This window comes from Nocardiopsis sp. LOL_012 (assembly GCF_048060475.1).
Classification (GTDB): domain Bacteria; phylum Actinomycetota; class Actinomycetes; order Streptosporangiales; family Streptosporangiaceae; genus Nocardiopsis.
Genome location: NZ_JBHMIV010000031.1, coordinates 41,903 through 60,437 on the forward strand (window position 1 = coordinate 41,903; position 18,535 = coordinate 60,437).

The 18,535-nt window shown below is 72.8% G+C and carries 17 protein-coding genes; 14 read left to right on the top strand and 3 right to left on the bottom strand.

The features are described from left to right. Positions 1-5 precede the first annotated feature (5 nt). The 13 genes from ACFHWE_RS18290 (at position 6) to ACFHWE_RS18350 (ending at position 14,252) form a co-directional block, all read left to right on the top strand. Positions 6-782 (top strand): bifunctional ornithine acetyltransferase/N-acetylglutamate synthase, encoded by a 777-nt coding sequence (locus tag ACFHWE_RS18290; protein WP_416602887.1) that lies wholly within the window; start codon positions 6-8, stop codon positions 780-782. Continuing rightward, a complete protein-coding gene (gene argB, locus ACFHWE_RS18295; protein ID WP_416602888.1) occupies positions 779-1,798 on the top strand; it encodes an acetylglutamate kinase in 1,020 nt (339 codons plus the stop codon). The genes ACFHWE_RS18290 and argB overlap by 4 nt, the downstream gene beginning before the upstream one ends. Continuing rightward, positions 1,795-3,006, top strand: coding sequence for an acetylornithine transaminase (locus ACFHWE_RS18300; RefSeq protein WP_416602889.1), 1,212 nt, complete (start codon positions 1,795-1,797; stop codon positions 3,004-3,006). Before argB ends, ACFHWE_RS18300 begins: the two co-directional genes overlap by 4 nt. Then, positions 3,003-3,932, top strand: coding sequence for an ornithine carbamoyltransferase (gene argF / locus ACFHWE_RS18305; protein ID WP_416602890.1), 930 nt, complete (start codon positions 3,003-3,005; stop codon positions 3,930-3,932). Before ACFHWE_RS18300 ends, argF begins: the two co-directional genes overlap by 4 nt. Continuing rightward, positions 3,929-4,462: an arginine repressor gene (locus tag ACFHWE_RS18310; RefSeq protein WP_416602891.1), complete on the top strand. Its 534-nt coding sequence runs from the start codon at positions 3,929-3,931 to the stop codon at positions 4,460-4,462. The genes argF and ACFHWE_RS18310 overlap by 4 nt, the downstream gene beginning before the upstream one ends. Positions 4,463-4,551: 89 nt before the next feature. Beyond that, complete coding sequence (argH, locus tag ACFHWE_RS18315) at positions 4,552-6,000, top strand: argininosuccinate lyase (RefSeq protein WP_416602892.1); 1,449 nt, start codon at positions 4,552-4,554, stop codon at positions 5,998-6,000. A gap of 257 nt (positions 6,001-6,257) precedes the next feature. Then, positions 6,258-8,600, top strand: coding sequence for a nitrate- and nitrite sensing domain-containing protein (locus ACFHWE_RS18320; protein ID WP_416602893.1), 2,343 nt, complete (start codon positions 6,258-6,260; stop codon positions 8,598-8,600). A gap of 1 nt (position 8,601) precedes the next feature. After that, positions 8,602-9,036 (top strand): roadblock/LC7 domain-containing protein, encoded by a 435-nt coding sequence (locus ACFHWE_RS18325; RefSeq protein WP_416602894.1) that lies wholly within the window; start codon positions 8,602-8,604, stop codon positions 9,034-9,036. A gap of 2 nt (positions 9,037-9,038) precedes the next feature. Next, a complete protein-coding gene (locus ACFHWE_RS18330) occupies positions 9,039-9,464 on the top strand; it encodes a DUF742 domain-containing protein (protein ID WP_416602895.1) in 426 nt (141 codons plus the stop codon). Beyond that, complete coding sequence (locus tag ACFHWE_RS18335) at positions 9,445-10,047, top strand: GTP-binding protein (RefSeq protein ID WP_416602896.1); 603 nt, start codon at positions 9,445-9,447, stop codon at positions 10,045-10,047. Before ACFHWE_RS18330 ends, ACFHWE_RS18335 begins: the two co-directional genes overlap by 20 nt. A 155-nt stretch (positions 10,048-10,202) precedes the next feature. Then, on the top strand, positions 10,203-11,120 hold the full coding sequence (locus ACFHWE_RS18340) for a sirohydrochlorin chelatase (protein WP_416602897.1): 918 nt from the start codon (positions 10,203-10,205) through the stop codon (positions 11,118-11,120). 252 nt (positions 11,121-11,372) lie between these two features. Beyond that, positions 11,373-13,577 carry a nitrate- and nitrite sensing domain-containing protein gene (locus tag ACFHWE_RS18345; RefSeq protein WP_416602898.1) on the top strand — a complete coding sequence of 735 codons (2,205 nt, stop codon included), beginning with the start codon at positions 11,373-11,375 and terminating at the stop codon, positions 13,575-13,577. 162 nt (positions 13,578-13,739) lie between these two features. Next, positions 13,740-14,252 carry a hypothetical protein gene (locus ACFHWE_RS18350; protein WP_416602899.1) on the top strand — a complete coding sequence of 171 codons (513 nt, stop codon included), beginning with the start codon at positions 13,740-13,742 and terminating at the stop codon, positions 14,250-14,252. 50 nt (positions 14,253-14,302) lie between these two features. Here the strand turns inward: ACFHWE_RS18350 and ACFHWE_RS18355 are convergent, their stop codons facing one another. The 3 genes from ACFHWE_RS18355 to ACFHWE_RS18365 form a co-directional block, all read right to left on the bottom strand. Beyond that, positions 14,303-15,016: an HNH endonuclease family protein gene (locus ACFHWE_RS18355; RefSeq protein WP_416602900.1), complete on the bottom strand. Its 714-nt coding sequence runs from the start codon at positions 15,014-15,016 to the stop codon at positions 14,303-14,305. A gap of 229 nt (positions 15,017-15,245) precedes the next feature. Beyond that, the gene (locus ACFHWE_RS18360; RefSeq protein WP_416602901.1) at positions 15,246-15,824 is read right to left on the bottom strand and encodes a TetR/AcrR family transcriptional regulator; all 579 of its coding nucleotides are present in this window, start codon (positions 15,822-15,824) and stop codon (positions 15,246-15,248) included. Then, entirely contained in the window at positions 15,817-16,626 is an 810-nt protein-coding gene (locus ACFHWE_RS18365) for an alpha/beta fold hydrolase (RefSeq protein WP_416602902.1), read from the bottom strand. Before ACFHWE_RS18365 ends, ACFHWE_RS18360 begins: the two co-directional genes overlap by 8 nt. A gap of 263 nt (positions 16,627-16,889) precedes the next feature. Between ACFHWE_RS18365 and tyrS the strand changes: the two genes are divergently transcribed. Further along, complete coding sequence (gene tyrS / locus ACFHWE_RS18370) at positions 16,890-18,191, top strand: tyrosine--tRNA ligase (RefSeq protein ID WP_416602903.1); 1,302 nt, start codon at positions 16,890-16,892, stop codon at positions 18,189-18,191. Positions 18,192-18,535: the final 344 nt, after the last annotated feature.

The following is an 18,535-nucleotide window of genomic DNA, read 5'->3' on the forward strand; positions in this document are numbered from 1 at the left end:
ACAACGTGAGTGTCACCGCACCCCGCGGGTTCCGCGCGGCGGGTGTCGCCGCCGGGCTCGGCGAGGACGGAGCCCGCGACGTGGCCGTGGTCGTCAACGACGGACCCTCCCGGGCCGCCGGCGGCGTGTTCACCGGTGAGGCCGACCGGTCCGCCCCGGTCCTGTGGACCGCACAGGCCGTCTCCGGCGGGCGCCTGCGCGCCGCCGTCCTCACCACCGGCGGCTCCTACTCCGGCACCGGACCCCACGGCTTCCAGGACGTCCACGCCGTCGCCGAACACACCGCGCGCCTCCTGGAGGACTCCGCGGCCGAGATCGCGGTCTGCTCCAGCGGCCCCGCCGGCGTCCGCCCCCCCGTCGACCCGCTCAACGGCGGCATAGCCTCGGCGCTCACCGAGGCGGGCCGCAGCGGCGGACTGTCCGCCGCCGACGCCATCCGCACCGACGACACCGTCGCCAAGATCGTCTTCAGGCGCGGCGACGGCTACACCGTCGGAGCCATGGCCAAGGGCCCCGACGCCTCCGTGGGGTCCGTCCAGTGCGTCCTCACCACCGACGCCGACCTGACCGCCGACCAGTGCCAGTCCCTGGTGGCCCCGGCCGCCGCCGCCTTCGGCACCCTGGACTCCACCAACGACGCGGTGCTGCTGATGGCCAGCGGCGCCACCGGCGTCCGCCCCGCCCCCGAGGCCCTCTCCGCGCTGCTCGCCGAGGTGTGCGCGGCCCTGGCCGTCCAGATCCGCACCGACACCCCGACCACCGACCACGGAGGACGGCCTTGATCTCCAGAGCACCCGCACCCGACCCCTCGTCCGGAGCGCCCGCGGGCGAGCGGGCGCGCGCCATCGACAAGGCCGCCCACCTCATCGAGGCCCTGCCCTGGCTCTCGCGCTTCCACGGCCGCACCGTCGTGATCAAGTACGGCGGCAACGCCATGGTCAGCGAGGAACTGCGCGAGCGCTTCGTCGAATCCGTGGTCTTCCTCCGCTACGCGGGCCTGTGCCCCGTCGTCGTGCACGGCGGCGGACCCCAGATCAGCGCCCAGCTCGACAAGGCCGGGGTGGAGTCCACCTTCACCGCGGGCCTGCGCGTGACCACCGACGAGGCCATGGACATCGTCCGCATGGTCCTCACCGGCCAGGTCAACCGCGAGATCGTCGGACTGGTCAACCGCCACGGCCCCTTCGCCGTCGGGCTCTCCGGCGAGGACGCCGACCTCATCACCGCCGACCGCAAGACCGTCACCACGGTCGAGGGCGAGACCGTCGACATCGGCCGGGTGGGCGACGTGAGCGGCGTGAACCCCGGCGCCCTCAGCGCGCTCATCGACGACGGCCGGATCCCCGTGGTCTCCAGCGTGGCGCGGGCCGACGACGGCGGCGTCTACAACGTCAACGCCGACACCGCGGCCTCCGCCCTGGCCGTCGCCCTGGGCGCCAGCAAGCTCATCATGCTCACCGACGTCGAGGGCCTGTTCGCCGACTACCCCCACAACACCGAGCTCATCAGCCGCCTCAACACCGACGAACTGCGCGCCCTGCTCCCGAACCTGTCCTCGGGCATGCTGCCCAAGATGGAGGCGTGCCTGCACGCCGTCGAGGGCGGGGTCCCCCAGGCGCACATCATCGACGGGCGGATCCCGCACTCGCTGCTGCTGGAGGTCTTCACCGACCAGGGTGTGGGCACCATGGTCGCCGACGAGGAACTCGAAGCCGCCCTCCTCGCCGGGAACCGCCGCCCGCGGCCCCGGCGCACCACCCCCGCCGACACCACCCACCACCCGGGAGAGGCCACATGACCAGCGGTGCCGACCTGCGCGAGCGCTTCGCCGCCGCGCTCATGCCCAACTACGGCGTCCCGCCCCTCGCCCTCACCCTCGGCCGCGGCTGCGAGGTCTACGACGCCGACGGCCGCCAGTACCTCGACCTCATCGCGGGGATCGCCGTCTCCACCCTCGGCCACGGCCACCCCGCGCTGGTCAAGGCCGTCGCCCACCAGGCGGCCACACTCGCCCACACCAGCAACCTGTTCGTCAACGAACGCGCCGTCCAGCTCGCCGAACGCCTCGTCGGCCTGGTCGGCGGCGACGCCAAGGTCTTCTTCGCCAACTCCGGGACCGAGGCCAACGAGGCCGCCCTCAAACTGGTCAAACGCGCCGCCGGCCCGGACCGCCGGACCTTCGTCGCCGCCACCGCCGGGTTCCACGGCCGCACCTTCGGCGCCCTCGCCCTCACCGGCAAGGAGTCCATCCGCGAACCCTTCGGCCCCTACGGCATGGACGTGCGCTTCGTCCCCCACGGTGACATCGACGCCCTCACCGAGGCGGTCGACGAGACCTGCGTCGCCGTGTTCACCGAACCCACCCAGGGCGAGGCCGGCGTCGTCCCCGCACCCGAGGGCTACCTCGCGGCCGTGCGCTCCCTGTGCGACGAGACCGGGGCCGCCTTCGTCCTCGACGAGATCCAGAGCGGCATCGGCCGCACCGGCCGCTGGTTCGCCCACCAGGCCGAGGACGTGCGCCCCGACGTGCTCACCCTCGCCAAGGGGCTGGGCGGCGGGCTGCCCATCGGCGCCTGCGTCGGCTTCGGCCGCTACGCCGACGCCTTCGGCAAGGGCGACCACGGCTCCACCTTCGGCGGCAACCCCGTGGCGTGCGCCGCGTCCCTGGCCGTCCTCGACACCATCGAGAGCGAGGGCCTGCTCGCCCACACCGCCGTCATGGGCGACCTGCTCGCCGAACAGCTCGACGCCGTCGACCACCCCCTCCTGGCCGGTCAGCGCGGCAGCGGCCTGTGGCGGGCCCTCGTCCTCACCGGCCCCCACGCCGCCCACGTGCAGGAGCAGGCCGCAGCCCGGGGCTTCCTCGTCAACGCCGTGGCCCCCGGCACCATCCGCCTCGCCCCGCCCCTGGTCATCACCCCTGAGCAGATCGGTGTGTTCATCGAGGCCCTGCCGACCGTCCTGGACGCCGCCGAGGCCGCCGCCACGAAGGAGAATCAGTCATGACCCGGCACTTCCTCCGCGACGACGACCTCACCCCGGACGAGCAGGCGCGGGTGCTCGACCTCGCCGACCGGATGAAGAAGGACCCCTACGGCCACCGGCCGCTCGAAGGACCGCGCACCGTGGCGCTCCTCTTCGACAAGCCCTCCACCCGGACCCGGCTGTCCTTCGCGGTCGGCGTCGCCGACCTGGGCGGCATGCCGCTGGTCCTGGAGTCCGGCGGCACCCAGATGGGCCGCGGCGAACCCCTGGCGGACACCGCCCGCGTCCTGGAACGCCAGGTCGCCGCCATCGTCTGGCGGACCTTCGCCCAGGCCGACCTGGAGACCCTGGCCCGTGGCATCTCGGTGCCGGTGGTCAACTCCCTCACCGACGAGTTCCACCCCTGCCAGATCCTCGCCGACCTCCAGACCATCCGCGAGCACAAGGGCGCCCTGGCCGGGCTCACCCTCGCCTACCTCGGGGACGGGGCCAACAACATGGCCCACTCCTACCTGCTGGGCGGGGCCACCGCCGGACTCCACGTGCGGATCGGGGCGCCCGAGGGCTTCCACCCCGACCCCGCCGTGCTCTCCCGCGCCGCCGGCATCGCCCGGAGCACGGGCGGCTCGGTGTCGGTCACCACCGACCCCCGCGAGGCCGCCGACGGGGCCGACGTCCTGGCCACCGACACCTGGGTGTCCATGGGACACGAGAGCGACGCCGCAGCCCGCGAGGCCCCCTTCCGCCCCTACATCGTCGACACCGGCCTGCTCGCCGTCGCGCACCCCGAGTCGATCGTCCTGCACTGCCTGCCCGCCTACCGGGGCAAGGAGATCTCCGCCGAGGTGATCGAGGGCCCCCGCAGCGTCGTGTGGGACGAGGCGGAGAACCGCCGCCACGCGCAGAAGGCGCTCCTGGCCTTCCTCCTGGAGGCCGATCGCCGATGACCAAGGACGTCGGCGCCACCGCGCCGATGACCAAGGCGGCCAGACACGCCCGCATCGCCGAGGTCCTCACCCGCGAGGACGTGCGCTCCCAGGGGGAACTGGCCAAGCGGCTGGCCGAGACGGGGGTCCAGGTCACCCAGGCGACCCTCTCGCGCGACCTCGACGAACTCGGCGCCGTCAAGCTCCGCACGGCCGACGGCCACCTGGCCTACGTGCTGCCGGGCGAGGGCGGGGAGCGCCTCCAGCGCACCCGCCCCGACACCCTGGACCTGGCCGAGGCATCCGGGGCCCGGCTCACCCGGCTGGCCGAGGACCTGCTGGTCTCGGCCGAGGCCTCCGCCAACATGGTCGTCATCCGTACCCCGCCCGGTGCGGCGCAGTACCTGGCCTCGGCCATCGACCACACCGACTTCCACGCGATCCTGGGCACCATCGCAGGGGACGACACCATCCTGGTGATCTCCCGCGACCCCCAGGGCGGCGAGGAACTGGCGTCGGCGCTGCTGCGCATGTCCGACCGCCGGCCCTGAACCGGGTCCGGCCCGGACCCGCCGCGCGGCCCCGTGCGGCGCCCGCCCCCCGTACGTTCCCTGTCCACGTTCCACCGAAGGAGACCACCATGGCCGACCGGCCCGGCAGCGAGCAGCCAGGCGACGGAGGTTCCGGGGCCCTGCGCCTCTGGGGCGGCCGTTTCGAGGGCGGCCCCGACCAGGCGCTGGCCAGGCTGTCGCTGAGCACCCACTTCGACTGGCGGCTGGCCCGCCACGACATCGCGGGGTCGCGGGCGCACGCCCGTGCCCTGCACCGGGCCGGACTGCTCACCGCGGACGAACTGGACCGCATGGTCGAGGGCCTGGACCGGCTGGAGGCCGATGTCGCCTCCGGCGCGTTCACCCCCGTCTTCGAGGACGAGGACGTGCACACCGCATTGGAGCGCGGCCTGCTGGAACGGGTCGGACCCGACCTGGGCGGACGGCTGCGGGCCGGGCGCTCGCGCAACGACCAGATCGCCACCCTGGTGCGCATGTACCTGCGCGAGGAGGCCCGCTCCATCGCCGAGGAGGTCCTGGCGCTGGTGGGGGCCCTGGCCGACCAGGCCGCCGCCCACCCCGACGCCGCGATGCCCGGCCGCACCCACCTCCAGCACGCCCAGCCGGTCCTGCTCGGCCACCAGTTGATGGCGCACGCCTGGCCGCTGCTGCGCGACGTCGAGCGCCTGCGCGACTGGGACCGCCGCGCCGCCGTGTCCGCCTACGGCTCGGGCGCGCTCGCGGGCTCCTCCCTCGGACTGGACCCGGAGGCCGTCGGCGCCGAGCTGGGCTTCCCCGGTTCGGTGGAGAACTCCATCGACGGCACCGCCGCGCGCGACGTCGTGGCCGAGTTCGCTTTCGTCACCGCCATGATCGGCGTGGACCTGTCGCGCCTGTCGGAGGAGGTCATCCTCTGGGCGACCAAGGAGTTCTCCTTCGTCACCCTCGACGACGCCTTCTCCACCGGTTCGTCGATCATGCCGCAGAAGAAGAACCCGGACGTGGCGGAGCTGGCACGCGGCAAGGCGGGACGGCTGGTGGGGGACCTCACCGGCCTGCTCACCACCCTCAAGGGGCTTCCGCTGGCCTACAACCGGGACCTCCAGGAGGACAAGGAGCCGGTCTTCGACGCCGTCGACAGCCTCCACCTGCTGCTGCCCGCCATGACCGGCATGGTCGCCACGCTGGTCTTCCACACCGACCGGATGGCCGGGCTCGCCCCGCAGGGCTTCTCCCTGGCCACGGACATCGCCGAGTGGCTCGTCCGCGAGCGGGTGCCCTTCCGGGAGGCGCACGAGATCGCGGGGGCGTGCGTGCGGGTGTGCGAGGAGCGCGGGATCGACCTGCCCGACCTGTCCGACGACGACTTCGCGGCCGTCTCCGAGTACCTGACGCCGAAGGTCCGCGAGGTGCTCACCGTGCCGGGCTCGCTCGCCTCCCGCTCGGGCAAGGGCGGCACCGCCCCGGTCCGGGTCGCCGAGCAACTTGAGCGGCTGCGCGCGGGCGCCGCCGAGCACCGCGGCGGCTGGCTCGCCTGACAGTTCCTCCCCGGTGGGCGGGGTCGGGTCATGGACCCGGCCCCGCCCACCGTCCTCACGTCCCGAGTCCCACCCGCCCGGCCTCGATACGGCGTGCAGGAGCACCCTCCGAGTTTCCCCGTTCCACCGGTACCGGCTTCCCGAGTGCGGTAGCGTCCTGAACCTACGGACACCAAACGTGGCCTTCTCTTTACTCCCCGCACACCAGGGGTCGCGTGTGCCTGAGGTGCCCGTGACCAGTCCATGGAGGGAGTGCGATGGGACAGCCGGGGAGGACCGGTCGCGGGATCAGGGCTCAGCTCAACAGAATGGTGCTGGTACCCGGCCTGACGTTCCTGGCCCTGTTCGCCGTGATGGGCGCGGCCGTGCTCGGCCAGGCGGTCTCCCTGCGGGCCGCGGTCGGCGACGGGCGCGACGGCATCGAACTCGCCGAGGCCCTGTCGCGGCTCCAGACGGAGCGCCGCCTCGTCGCCGAGCACCTCGCCGCTCCGAGCGGGGGAGATCGCGGGCTCCTCGCGGGTGCCGTCGAGGAGACGGACCTGGCCTTGGAGCGGGTCCGTGCTCTGAACGGTGACCCGGACGGGCCGGCCGGTGACTTCCTCGACGCCCTGGAGGGGGTCGAGCGGGCGCGGGAGGACGGCCTCGGCGGTGGCGCGGAACCCGCCGTCGTCGACGCCTACACCGAGGCGCTCCACAGCGGTATCCGCCTCTACGGGAGTGCCACGCGCCGCCTCGACTCCGGGCCCGCGGCCACCGACGCCGCCGCGGCCACCGGTCTGCTGTGGGCCCTGGAGAGCTTCAGCCACGCGGACGCCCTGGTCAGCGCATCGATGGGAACGACGCTCGCTCCCAGCGAGCGCGCCCGGATCGCCGCCCTGCTGGCGGACACCCGCCACAGGGTGGAGACCGACGTGCCGCCGTCGTCCGAGGCGGCGTCGGGTCCCGCGGGCGCGGCCCCGGTCGCCGAGAGCCCGGCCTGGCAGGAGGCCATGGACCTGGCCGACCGCCTCGCCCTCCAGGAGGCCGGCCCCGCCGCCACCGACGGATGGCGGTCGGCGGCCGACCGGGTCGCCGCCGACCTGGAGGAGGCCGTCGCCGAGCGCGCCGCCTCCGCGGTCTCCGCCGGGGAGTCCTCCGGTGCGTGGCGCCTCCCCCTGGTGATCGGCTCCGGCCTGGTCGCGCTGCTCGCCGGCGCCCTCGCCTACGGGGTGGCCACCCGAGCGGCGACCCGTCTCACCGACAGGCTCGCCAAGCTGCGTTCGGACATCCTGGGCGCGGCCCGCAACGACCTGCCCCGTATCGTGCGGCGGCTGGAGACGGGTGACGGTGTCGACCTCGACACCGACGTCAAGCGGCTCGACCACGGCGACGACGAGATCGGCCGGGTCGCCGACGCCTTCGACCTCGCCCAGCGCGCCGCGGTGGGCGCCGCCGTCAGGCAGGCGGACCTCCGGGCGGGTGCCAACCGGGTCTTCCTCGGTATCGCCCACCGCAACCAGGCGCTCGTCCAGCGCCAGATCCAGTTGTTGGACCGGGTGGAGCGGGAGGAGGAGGACCCCGACCTGCTGGAGAGCCTCTTCCAGCTCGACCACCTGGCCACGCGGGGGCGCCGCCACGCGGAGAACCTCATCATCCTCGGCGGGGCCCAGCCCGGACGCCGCTGGCGTCACCCGGTCTCCCTCATGGACATCCTGCGCGGTGCGGTCTCCGAGACCGAGGAATACGCCAGGGTCCGCCTGACGTCGGTGCCGGAGCTGTCGCTGTCCGGCGCGGTGGTGGCCGACGTCATCCACATGCTCGCCGAGCTGGTGGAGAACGCCACAGCGTACTCTCCACCGCACACCGAGGTCACCGTCGCCACCGAGACCGTCCCCAAGGGGGTCGTCGTCGAGGTCGAGGACCAGGGGCCCGGGATGACCGACGAAGTCCTGGCCAGGGTGAACACGACGCTGAGCGCGGCACCGGAGTTCGACGTGATGGGGCCGGGCACCGACGCGCGGCTGGGCCTGTTCGTCGTCGCCCGCCTGGCCCACAAGCACGGCATCGGCGTCGAACTGCGTCCCGCTCCCCACGGCGGCATCCGCGCGGTGGTGCTCATCCCCTCCGGCCTGCTCGCCGCCCCGTCGGCGGCGGCCCCCGACCGGATCGGGGGCCCGGCCCGTGCGAGCGCGTACGCCGGGCACGGCCCGGACCCGTCCGGGACCTCCGGCGACCGCCGCCCCGTGCTCAGGCCGGTCCCCCGGCACCAGGGCGGAGAGGAGGCCGCCCCACCCGGCTCCGTCGGGCCGCCGGTGCTGCGCCAGGTACCCGACCTGGCCGAGGAGGCCGACTCAGCCGCCCCCTCCCAGCCGGTCCGCGGTGCCGGGCACCGGCGGCCCCCGCTGCCCAAACGCAGGCGCCAGGCCAGTCTCGTCCCCCGGCTCAAGGAGGAGCGGGAGGGCCCTGAGCAGTCGACGGACCGCAGCCCGGAGGAGGCGCGCCGGATGATGGACGCCTTCAGCGCGGGTACGCGGCGAGGTCGGTCCGAGGACACCGGCACGAGTGGGCACGCCGACCGGATCGACGCCAACGCAGACGATCACATGGGAGAGAACGACTGAGATGGTGGGCAAGGGCAACGCCGTGGACAACCTGGACTGGCTGCTGGACGATCTGGTGGACCGTGTCGTCGGGACCGACCATGCGATCGTGCTCTCGGCCGACGGCCTGCTGATCGGGCGGTCGCGTCTGCTGACCGGCGAGGACGCGGAGCACCTGTCGGCGCTGGCATCGGCCTTCCAGAGCCTGGCGCGGGGAACGGGACGGTACTTCGGAGGGGGTGCCGTCCGCCAGACCGTGGTCGAGATGGAGCGCTCCTACCTCTTCGTGACCGCGGCGGGCGAGGGGGCGTGCCTGGCGGTGCTGGCCGACGAGACCGCGGACGTCGGGCTGGTCGCCTACGAGATGAACCTGAGAGTCAAGAGAGTGGGCGAGTTCCTCACGGCCGCTCCGCGCGGCTCGGGGCGGCTCACCACCACGGGGGGCGCGGGTTCGTGAACATGCCGGGCCGACGCCATCCGGTCGCCCCTCCGGGACATCCCACGTCCGAGGGGCCGACGCCGGGGGTACGCGAGACCGAGACACCGGGGGGCTTCCTGGTCCGCCCCTACACACTGACCGGGGGACGCACGCGGCCCCGCGACAGCGGCCCGTGGCTGGACATGATCACCATCGTGGTGGCCGAGCACGGCCGGGCGGTGCGGTCCCTGGAGCCGGAGCGGGGGGAGATCCTCAGACTGTGCCACCGTCCGATCTCGGTGGCGGAGATCTCGGCACGGCTCGACATCCCGCTGACCGTGGTCAGGGTGCTCCTGGGCGACATGCTCGCCGAGGGGGACGTGCGCACCCGGGCCTCCGACGCCGTGGCCCGGCTTCCCGAGAAGAAGGTACTCCAGGCGGTACTCGATGGCATCCGCAGACTCTGAGGCCGTGGCGGCCGAGCGGGAGGCGATCCCGCGGTCGGTCAAGATCCTCGTCGCCGGCGGGTTCGGAGCGGGCAAGACGACGCTGGTCGGATCGGTCAGTGAGATCGAGCCCCTGCGTACCGAGGAGGTCATGACCGAGGCCGGCCACGGTGTGGACGACACCCGCGGGGTGGAGGGCAAGGACACCACCACGGTCGCCCTGGACTTCGGCCGGATCAGCGTGGCCTCCGACGTGGTCCTGTACCTGTTCGGGACCCCGGGGCAGGAGAGGTTCTGGTTCATGTGGGACGAGTTGGCCGACGGCGCCCTGGGTGCGGTCGTGCTCGCCGACACCCGACGCCTGGACACCTGTTTCCACGCGGTGGACTTCTTCGAGAGGCGCGGGGTTCCGTTCGTGGTGGCGGTGAACCGCTTCGACGGCGCGGACGACTACCGTGAGGAGGAGGTCCGTGAGGCGCTGGACGTCTCCGCGCGGGTACCGGTGCTCACGGCCGACGCACGGGTGTGCGAGTCGTGCAAGAAGGTCTTGGTCGACCTGGTCTCGTACGTGATCCGGCTGCGCGATCCCTCTCCGAACGGATGAGGGGCGGCCCACGGCGACCCGCAGCCCGGCCCGGACCGCGGTATACCTTCGGGAGGCGCGCCCGCGTTGCGGTGTTGAACGCTACAATGTCGCGGCAGTGAACTTCCTTGTCATCTGCCCTGATCGCCCCATCCGCCTCCGATCTGAATCCTGGTATGCGAAACTCAGACCGACTTCCTCCACGCGAACTCCCCAAGCGTCGTTCCGGTCGCCACCGCAACCCGTTGTCCTTCGACAACTGGTTCGGCACGCCCGCCCTGGTCATGGCGGTTCCCGGGACGGCCGAACAGGCCAGGGACGCCAGGGGCGAGTCGATCGGCGGCCGGATGGCCGACCTGGTGCGCGCCTACCGGCCCGAGGTCACGATCCGCTACGGGCACACCGAGGGCGGTGAGCAGACGCTCGCCGAGGCCCTCAGCGGCCTGGACGAACACAACGGCGCCCCTCTCAGCGGTGTCGTGGTTCCCCTGGTCACGGCGCCGCACACGGCCGTCTCCACGGCGGTCTCCTCGGCCGTCGAGGCCAGCGGCGCCAACGTGCGCATCGCCGAGGGGCTCGGGCCGCACCCGATGCTGGCGGAGGTCCTGCACCTGCGCCTGGCGGAGGCCGGGCTCGTCCGAGCCGACCGCATGCGCCTGATCAGCGTCGTGGCGCCCAGCGAGACCATGGCGGACGGTGTCGTCGTGGGCGCCGTCGGCGGCGAGGGCGCGGCCAGTGCCGCCGGTGTGAGCGCGGTCCTGCTCGCGGCCCGGCTCGGTCTGACCGTGCTTCCGGCCGACCTGGACCGCGAGGCGTCGGTGGAGCAGGTCATCGCGCAGTTGCACGACGGCGGCAGCCGCCGCCCGGTCATCGCCCCCAGCGCCCTGGGCCCGGAACTGCCCCGGGAGCGCATGGAGCGGATGGCCGAGCGGTTCGGTGCCCGCTTGGGCGAGCCGCTGGGCGCCGACGGCCTCCTGGGCAAGATCGCCGCCCTGCGCTACGCGGAGATCCTCAACTCGCTGGGGGTCGAGCAGCCGCCCACGGTCGAGGAGCTGCCCGCCCCCGTGGGCTCCCGGCACCGCCCGGAGTCCTGAGGCCGGCCGCCGGCGATCCACGAGAGGCCATCCGTGACGGGTGGCCTCCCAGGCGCGTCCCGGGACGCGGTCGACCTCCCGCGCCGCTGCGGTGGCGACGAGGCCGCTCCCATTGCAGCACGGGTCCGACGATCCTGTCCTGCACCAAAGGATAACTAATCGTGATTGTTTGACAGCACAGGGCAAGGAATCTCCGGTAGCCTCGCATGCGACCGCACGTGATCGGGCGGTTACACAGGCTGGAGGGGGTCCATGCGTAGAACCAGAGACCGCGTGTCCACGATTCGCGCGCAGCTCACCCGCATCGTGCTGATCCCGAGCCTGTGCTTCCTCGCACTCTGGCTCGTGGTGGCCGCCGTCGGAACGACCCAGGCGGTGCGGCTGATGGGACAGGTCACCCAGGCGCGCGAGGGGGCACAGGCCTATTCGAGCGCGTTCGACGCACTGCACGCCGAGCGCCGGCTGTCACTCGTGCACCTGGGCCTCCAGGAGAGCGGATCAGGGACCTCCGAGGCCCGCTCGGCCCTGGACGAGCAGCGGGAGCGTACGGACACCGCGCTGGCCGCGGCCGTCGACGCCGCACGTTCGGCCGACGGCGACAACGAGGTCGAACGCAGGTCCCAGGCCCTGCTGGACGGTCCGGACACGGTGTCCGGTCTGCGCGCGGGCGTGGACCAGGGGACCACGGGCCGTGAGGAGGCGCTGCTGGGCTACGGGGCCGTGCTCGACGCCGTCCGTTCGGCCACCGTGGCGCTCGTCCACACCACCGACGGCGGCGAGAACCTGACCGACGCGGTCCTGACCCGGGAACTGCTGGACGCCGAGTCGGACTACGCCACCGCCGACGCGCTCCTGGCCGGAGTCATCGCCGCGGGCAGGATGACCTACGCGGAGACCGCCCACTTCACCTACGTCACCGCCTCCTACCGGCACACACTGGACGCGGCCGCGCCCGACATGCATCCCGGGATCAGGGAGCGCTACCGGGACCTGCGTGCCGCGGACGCCTGGCTCCGCGCCGAGGAGACCAGCCGCCGGGTGGTCACACGCTCCCCGAACGCGGACGCCGTGCCCGAGGGCGCCGTGACGGGGGCCGGGGCACCCGAGGAGGACCCGGCCGTGGTGTGGAGCACCGGCGTCGGCGCCACCGGTGCGGACTGGGACTCCTCCTCAGCGGTCTCCCTCGCCGCGCTGGACGGACTCGCGCGGGCCCAGACCGATCGGACCGTCGACCTCGCCTGGAGCGCGGCACTGCTGCGCGTCTCCCTCGGGGTGGCCGCGGCCGTGGTCACCCTCGGTGCGGGGGCCGCCGCCATCGCCGTCGTCGGCCGTTCCTCGCGCCGCCTCACAGACCGCCTCGCGCGCCTGCGCGAACAGATCCTCGACCGCGACGCCGACCTCCCCGAGATCATCGACCGGGCACAGCGCGGCCGACGGGTCGAGGTCCATGAGGAGCTGCCCCCCATGGACGAGCGCGGAGACGACGAGATCGGCCAGGTCGCGGAGGCTCTGGACAGCGCACAGCTCGCCGCGGTGGGCGCGGCCGTCCGCCAGGCCGAGATCCGCCGCGGCGCCAACCGCGCCTTCCTCGGGATCGCGTTCCGCAACCAGGCACTGGTCCAGCGCCAGTTGCGGCTGCTGGACGAGATCGAGTACAGGGAGCAGGACCCGGACGCGCTGCGCCGCCTGTTCCTCCTCGACCACCTCGTCACCCGTGCCCGGCGCTACGCCGACAACCTCATCATCCTCGGCGGCGGCCAGTCGGCCCGCCTGTGGCGCCAGCCCAGCCCGCTCGTGGACGTCCTGCGCGCCGCCATCGCGGAGACGGAGGACTACGAACGGGTCCGGCTGACCTCCGCGCCCCGCGTCCTCATGCGGGGCCAGGTGGTCTCCGACATCGTCCACCTGCTGGCGGAGCTGGTGGAGAACGCCACCCAGTTCTCCCCGGCGGGCACACCGGTGGACGTCAGTTGCACACCGGTGCCGGAGGGCCTGGTCGTGGAGGTCGAGGACCGCGGCCTGGGGATGTCCGAGCACGGGTACGCCTCCGCCGAACGGACCCTCAACCAGCCGCCCGAGTTCGACGTCATGGCGCTTCCGGACGATCCACGCCTGGGCCTGTTCGTGGTGGCCCGCCTGGCTGAGCGCCACGGGGTCCGTGTCTGGCTGCGGCCCTCCCCCTACGGAGGCACCCGGGCCACCACCCTGTTGCCGAACACCCTGCTGGAACCGGCGGAGAACCCGGCCCCCGCACCCGGCCGTTCCGAACCCCAGGACCAGGGGGTCCCGGTCACGGTTCCCGGGCCCCCCGGCACCGTCGCCGACGAAGCGGACCGGGGGACCGGACCGGAGGGGGACCGGACCCCCTCGCACACGGCGCCGGTGAGCGGGGCACACCGGGTTTCGCGGCCCCAGGCCCCCCCGGACCCGCTGGGCGGGTCGCCGAGCCCCAACTGAGGCGGTCCGGCGCTATGCTCGGGCCCCGGCATGCCCTGTGCGGCATGTCGGGGCCACGTTGTCCACAGCCTGGGGCGCACTCTGGTACGGGGCGGCGGGTCGGCCCACCATGGAGGGTGACGGGGGTCGGGGGACGGTCCCGCGCCCCTGCCGGAGGTGACCATGCCCGTTGCCCGACGGATCGCTGCGGTACTCGGTGCCGTGGCCGCGCTCATACTCATGGCCTCGGCGGCCCCGGCCGCCGGTGACCCGGGAGGGGGAGAGGTGGACGGTTTCGCCGTGACATACCTGCCCGCACAGGTCGATGAACGGACCTCGGCGGAGGACTTCGACTACACGTGGGGGGACGTGGCCTTCTCCACCCGTGTCTGGGAGCGACCACTGGAGGGGGGCGGGGCCCGGGTCGTGCTCCAGGTCCTGGTGATGCGGGGGGACCGGCTCACGGGCCTGGATTCCCTCCGCGACTTCCTCGCCGAGTACCACGAGCGCCCGACCGAGTCCTGGGACCTCACGGAGTTCGACAACCGGGGGACCCGCGCCCTGAAGGGGGAGGCCGAGGCGTTCTGGAGCTCCGGCCCCGGTGTGGCCGTGGAGGTGCGGGACGCCTTCGGGCTCCTGGGGCAGGAGGAACTCCTGAAGACCGCGCGCGGGGTCACCCCGGCCGACCCCGTCTGACGCCCGAGGTCCGGGCCGCCGTGCACGGGCGGCCCGGACCTGCGCCCCGGTCAGCAGCCGGAGAGCACCTCGCGCAGGGCCGCCTCCTCGGCGGAGTTCACGGCCAGGTCCCAGGTGTGCTTGACCTCGATCCACGCCGCCGCGTACTCGCAGTGGAAGGACTCCAGCGGGGGAAGCCACTCGCCGGGGTCCTCGTCGCTCTTCGACCGGTTGCTGGAGGCGCTGACCGCCCACAGTTGGGGAGACGTGTCGAGGTCGTTGGCGAAGCGCTCGCGCTCCTCCGTGGTCCAGGTGTCGGCACCGGAGCGCCAGGCCTCGGCCAGCGGGACCATGTGGTCGATGTCCAGGTCCCCGGCCTCGGTGAAGGTCTCTCCGTCGTACTCGCTGTACCAGGTGCCCGACACCGGTTGGCAGTCCTCGTCCACCTCCACGTTCTCGCCGTCGCGCAGCAGGACGACCTGGCGGGCGGTGCAGTCGTCCTGCGCCTCCTCCGACCACAGCCCCGATTCCCAGTGCGGGAACAGCGACCGGTCGTAGCCGGGCGGGTCGGCCTCCTCAACGCGAAGTTCGTCCAGAAGGGCCAGGGCGCTGCCGGGGTCCGAGGAGCCCGATCCGCCCCCCTGGGAGTCGGTGGGGGCCTGTGACACGTCGAGGTCGATCACGTCGGACAGGTCGGAGGGGGACAAGTCGCTGCACCCGCTGGTCAGGAGGAGGACTCCGGCCAGTCCGGCCAGGACCCGGCCTGCGGTGGGTCGATCGGGCATGAGGGATTCCAATCCGGTCCGCCCCGTGGACGGGGCACCCCCGTGCAGGGGCTCGGTCGCTGTTGCCGTGTCCATGGTCCGGCATCGTCGCCCCTGGTCGCACACCGAGTCCTCGAAGTGGGGGTGTTCCCCGCTCCGGCCTCCCCTCCGTGTTCCCCCGAGGACGGTCCGGAGCGGTTCGGCCCCGCCGCGGCGGGGCCGGCACGGGTGCTCCACGGGCCGTCCGTCCCTACCGGAGCGCGTTCCCGGCCGGGTCCTGGAACGCCCGGACGAGTCCGTCGAGGAGGATGCGGTAGGTCTCCTCCGTGTCGTCCGGGAGGCCGAAGCCCCCGCGTGCCTCCAGGTCGACGAATCCGTGCAGGGCGCTGCGCAGCACCCGGACGGCGTGGACGGCCCGGTCGTCCCCGACGCCGAAACCGCGTAGGACCGCGGCGAGCACCTCGACGGGGGCGTAGAAGACCTTCTGCGCCTCGGGGTCGTCGGAGCCCGGTGCCTTCTGCAGGACCGCGTACCTTCCGGGGTGGTCGTGCGCGTAGCCGCGGTAGGCGTCGGCGACGGAGCGCAGAGCGTCGGGCCCGGCCCGGCCGGTGGCGGCGGCACGGATCCGGTCCCCGAATTCGGCGGCAGCGAGCAGAGCCACCTCCCGGTGCAGTCCGGCCAGGCCGTCCACGTGCTTGTACAGGCTGGGGACGGCGACGCCGAAGCGCTGGGCGACCGCCGAGAGCGACAGGGAGTCGAGCCCCCGCTCGTCGGCGATCCGCGCGGCCTCCTCCGCCACCATGCGCCTGGTGAGTCCGGCCCTAGGCACCGGCCTTCGCCCTCTCGGCCAGCCGGAGGACGGCGGAGACGACGGCGTCCGGCTGCTGGGACTGCGGGTAGTGGCCGCAGTCGGGAACCGTCTCGACGGTGCCGCCGACCACCGAGGCGACCCACTCGGCCTCGGCGGCCGGGTCCGGCCAGTCGGGGTCCTGCTCGCCCACGACCACCGTGGCCGCGGCACGGAGCCCGGGGGCAGCCAGGACCTGTTCGCTGGGGGCCAGGACCGTGGCGGCGATCGAGCGGAAGCGGTCGGCGGGCCGCAGCATGTCCCTGACGCGCCGCTTCTGCTCCGTATGCCCTTCGGGGGTGCGGCCCACGTGCAGTTTGTCGTAGTAGTAGGCCAGGACGCCGGGGCCCCAGGGGCGCAGCAGCAAGATCTGGAAGCCCAGGCGGAGCAGCGGGCTGATGTTGTGACGCAGGAAGGGGCAGAGGAGGGCGATCCCCGCGACGAGGTCGGGGCGCTCCATGGCGGCGATGGTCACCGCGGCGCCGCCGAGGGAGTTGCCGACCATCAGGACGTTCTCGCCGCCCAGCTCCTCGGCCAGGGCGATGGCGTCGGTGGCGGCGGCGCGGTTGGTGTGTTCGGTGAAGGTCGTGTCGCTGTCGCCGTGGCCGCGCAGGTCCATGACGGCCACCCGGTGCCCGGCCTCGGCCAGAGCCTCGCCGACGAAGCGGAACGAGGCGCGGTGGTCGAACATGCCGGTGACGCAGACGATGAGCGGGCGGTTCCGGTCGGTGGGGCCGTAGAGGTCGTAGGCGATGCGTCCCTCGGGGCGCTGCAGGTGGTGCACGGGGGCTCCTCCACATCAGGCTTATGTCTTTAGCCATAAAGCTAATCTCATTAGCTTTCGTGGTCAAGGCACGGGGCTCCGGGACTGTTCAGAGCGGTCCGGGGCGTTGTGCGTGGCGGCGGCCGCAGGGTCCCCGGCAGGACCGGTGGCGCCCCGGAGCCGATAGCGTGGTGCCGGGACACCGGGAGGCCGTCGGAAGGCCCCGGCCCCCATTCGAGGCGGATCGGGCCCAGGGCCCGCCTGAGCGACAGAGAGCTGTACACGTGACCGACATCATCGACGAACTCCAGTGGCGCGGCCTGCTCGCGCAGACGACCGACCTTGACGTACTCCGCAAGGCGCTCGCCGATGGTCCGGTCACCCTGTATTGCGGCTTCGACCCGACCGCGGGGAGCCTGCACGTGGGCCACCTCACCCAGATCCTGACCCTGGCCCGCTTCCAGCGGGCCGGGCACCGGCCCATCGCCCTCGTCGGTGGCGGAACCGGCCTCATCGGCGACCCCAAGCCCACGGCCGAGCGGCAGATGAACTCGGTGGAGACGGTCCGGGGCTGGGTGGGCGTCCTGGCCGGGCAGTTGTCGTCCTTCCTGCGCTTCACACCCGAGGGGGATCGGCCGCAGCCGACCGACGCGATCCTCGCCGACAACGGCGACTGGCTCGGCGGGATCAACGCCATCGAACTGCTGCGCGACGTCGGCAAGCACTTCAGCGTCAACCAGATGCTCGCCAGGGAGACGGTCCGGAGCCGGCTCGACGGTGAGGGGATGAGCTACACCGAGTTCAGCTACGTCCTCCTCCAGTCCTACGACTTCGTCCAGCTCTACCGGCGCTACGGCTGCACGCTGCAGACCGGGGGCTCGGACCAGTGGGGGAACATCACGGCCGGACTGGACCTGATCCGGCGGATGGACGGCAACCGGCCGCACGGCCAGGCCCACGCACTGACCACGAACCTGCTGACGAAGGCGGACGGTACCAAGTTCGGCAAGACCGAGTCGGGCAGTGTGTGGCTGGACCCGGAGCTGACCACGCCCTACGCCTTCTACCAGTTCTGGTTCAACGCCGACGACCGCGACGTCGTCCGCTACCTCAAGACGTTCAGCTTCATGGGCCGGGCCGAGATCGAGGAGCTGGAGCGCCAGACCAAGGAGCGCCCGCAGGCGCGCGCCGCGCAGCGCGCCCTGGCGCAGGAGCTCACCACGCTCGTCCACGGTGTGGAGGAGTGCCGCAAGGCGGTCGACGCGAGTCTGGCGCTCTTCGGACGCGCCGACCTGGCCGAACTGGACGCACCGACCCTGGACGCCGCCCTGGCGGAGGTGCCCAAGGTGGAGGTCGGCGGGGGGTTGGAGGACCTCCCGGGCGTCGCCGACCTGTTCGCGCTCAGCGGTCTGGCCAACAGCAAATCCGCCGCGCGCCGTGCGATCAAGGAGGGCGGGGCCTACGTCAACAACACCAAGGTCACCGACCAGGAGGCCCGGATCGGGGCCGACGACGTGCTCCAGGGCCGCTTCGTGGTGCTGCGCAAGGGCAAGCGCAACGTCGGCGGTGTGGTGCTGACCGGCTGACAGCCGGCTCTTGTTTCCCGGGCTGGGGAGCGGTGTGTACCGCTCCCCAGCCCGGGTTTGACGTCGCCCCCTCCTCTGCCTATACTCGAAAGAGTCGCTGCGGGACGGCGATCGGCCCTCTGGGTCGACTCGAAACCGGACCGCGATCACAGCCTTCTTCTCCCCCTGAGTGGTACGGGCATCGTTCTGTATCCAATAGGGTGGGGTTGTTCCCCCGAGATGGAGTATGACCTTCCATTGACGGGTGATATTCGAAGCGGTGAATGACCACACGAGATTTTCACCCCGTTCGGGTGTTGCGTACGAACCGCCGGGTTTGGCGGGAACACGGAACAGCTGATAAA

What these genes read in the sequence shown, in the direction of transcription:
- ACFHWE_RS18300 (WP_416602889.1), top strand. Translation starts at nt 1,795, where the DNA reads ATGACCAGCGGTGCCGACCTGCGCGAGCGCTTCGCCGCCGCGCTCATG.
- argF (WP_416602890.1), top strand. Translation starts at nt 3,003, where the DNA reads ATGACCCGGCACTTCCTCCGCGACGACGACCTCACCCCGGACGAGCAG.
- ACFHWE_RS18310 (WP_416602891.1), top strand. Translation starts at nt 3,929, where the DNA reads ATGACCAAGGACGTCGGCGCCACCGCGCCGATGACCAAGGCGGCCAGA.
- argH (WP_416602892.1), top strand. Translation starts at nt 4,552, where the DNA reads ATGGCCGACCGGCCCGGCAGCGAGCAGCCAGGCGACGGAGGTTCCGGG.
- ACFHWE_RS18320 (WP_416602893.1), top strand. Translation starts at nt 6,258, where the DNA reads ATGGGACAGCCGGGGAGGACCGGTCGCGGGATCAGGGCTCAGCTCAAC.
- ACFHWE_RS18325 (WP_416602894.1), top strand. Translation starts at nt 8,602, where the DNA reads ATGGTGGGCAAGGGCAACGCCGTGGACAACCTGGACTGGCTGCTGGAC.
- ACFHWE_RS18330 (WP_416602895.1), top strand. Translation starts at nt 9,039, where the DNA reads ATGCCGGGCCGACGCCATCCGGTCGCCCCTCCGGGACATCCCACGTCC.
- ACFHWE_RS18335 (WP_416602896.1), top strand. Translation starts at nt 9,445, where the DNA reads ATGGCATCCGCAGACTCTGAGGCCGTGGCGGCCGAGCGGGAGGCGATC.
- ACFHWE_RS18340 (WP_416602897.1), top strand. Translation starts at nt 10,203, where the DNA reads ATGCGAAACTCAGACCGACTTCCTCCACGCGAACTCCCCAAGCGTCGT.
- ACFHWE_RS18345 (WP_416602898.1), top strand. Translation starts at nt 11,373, where the DNA reads ATGCGTAGAACCAGAGACCGCGTGTCCACGATTCGCGCGCAGCTCACC.
- ACFHWE_RS18350 (WP_416602899.1), top strand. Translation starts at nt 13,740, where the DNA reads ATGCCCGTTGCCCGACGGATCGCTGCGGTACTCGGTGCCGTGGCCGCG.
- ACFHWE_RS18355 (WP_416602900.1), bottom strand. Translation starts at nt 15,016, where the DNA reads ATGCCCGATCGACCCACCGCAGGCCGGGTCCTGGCCGGACTGGCCGGA.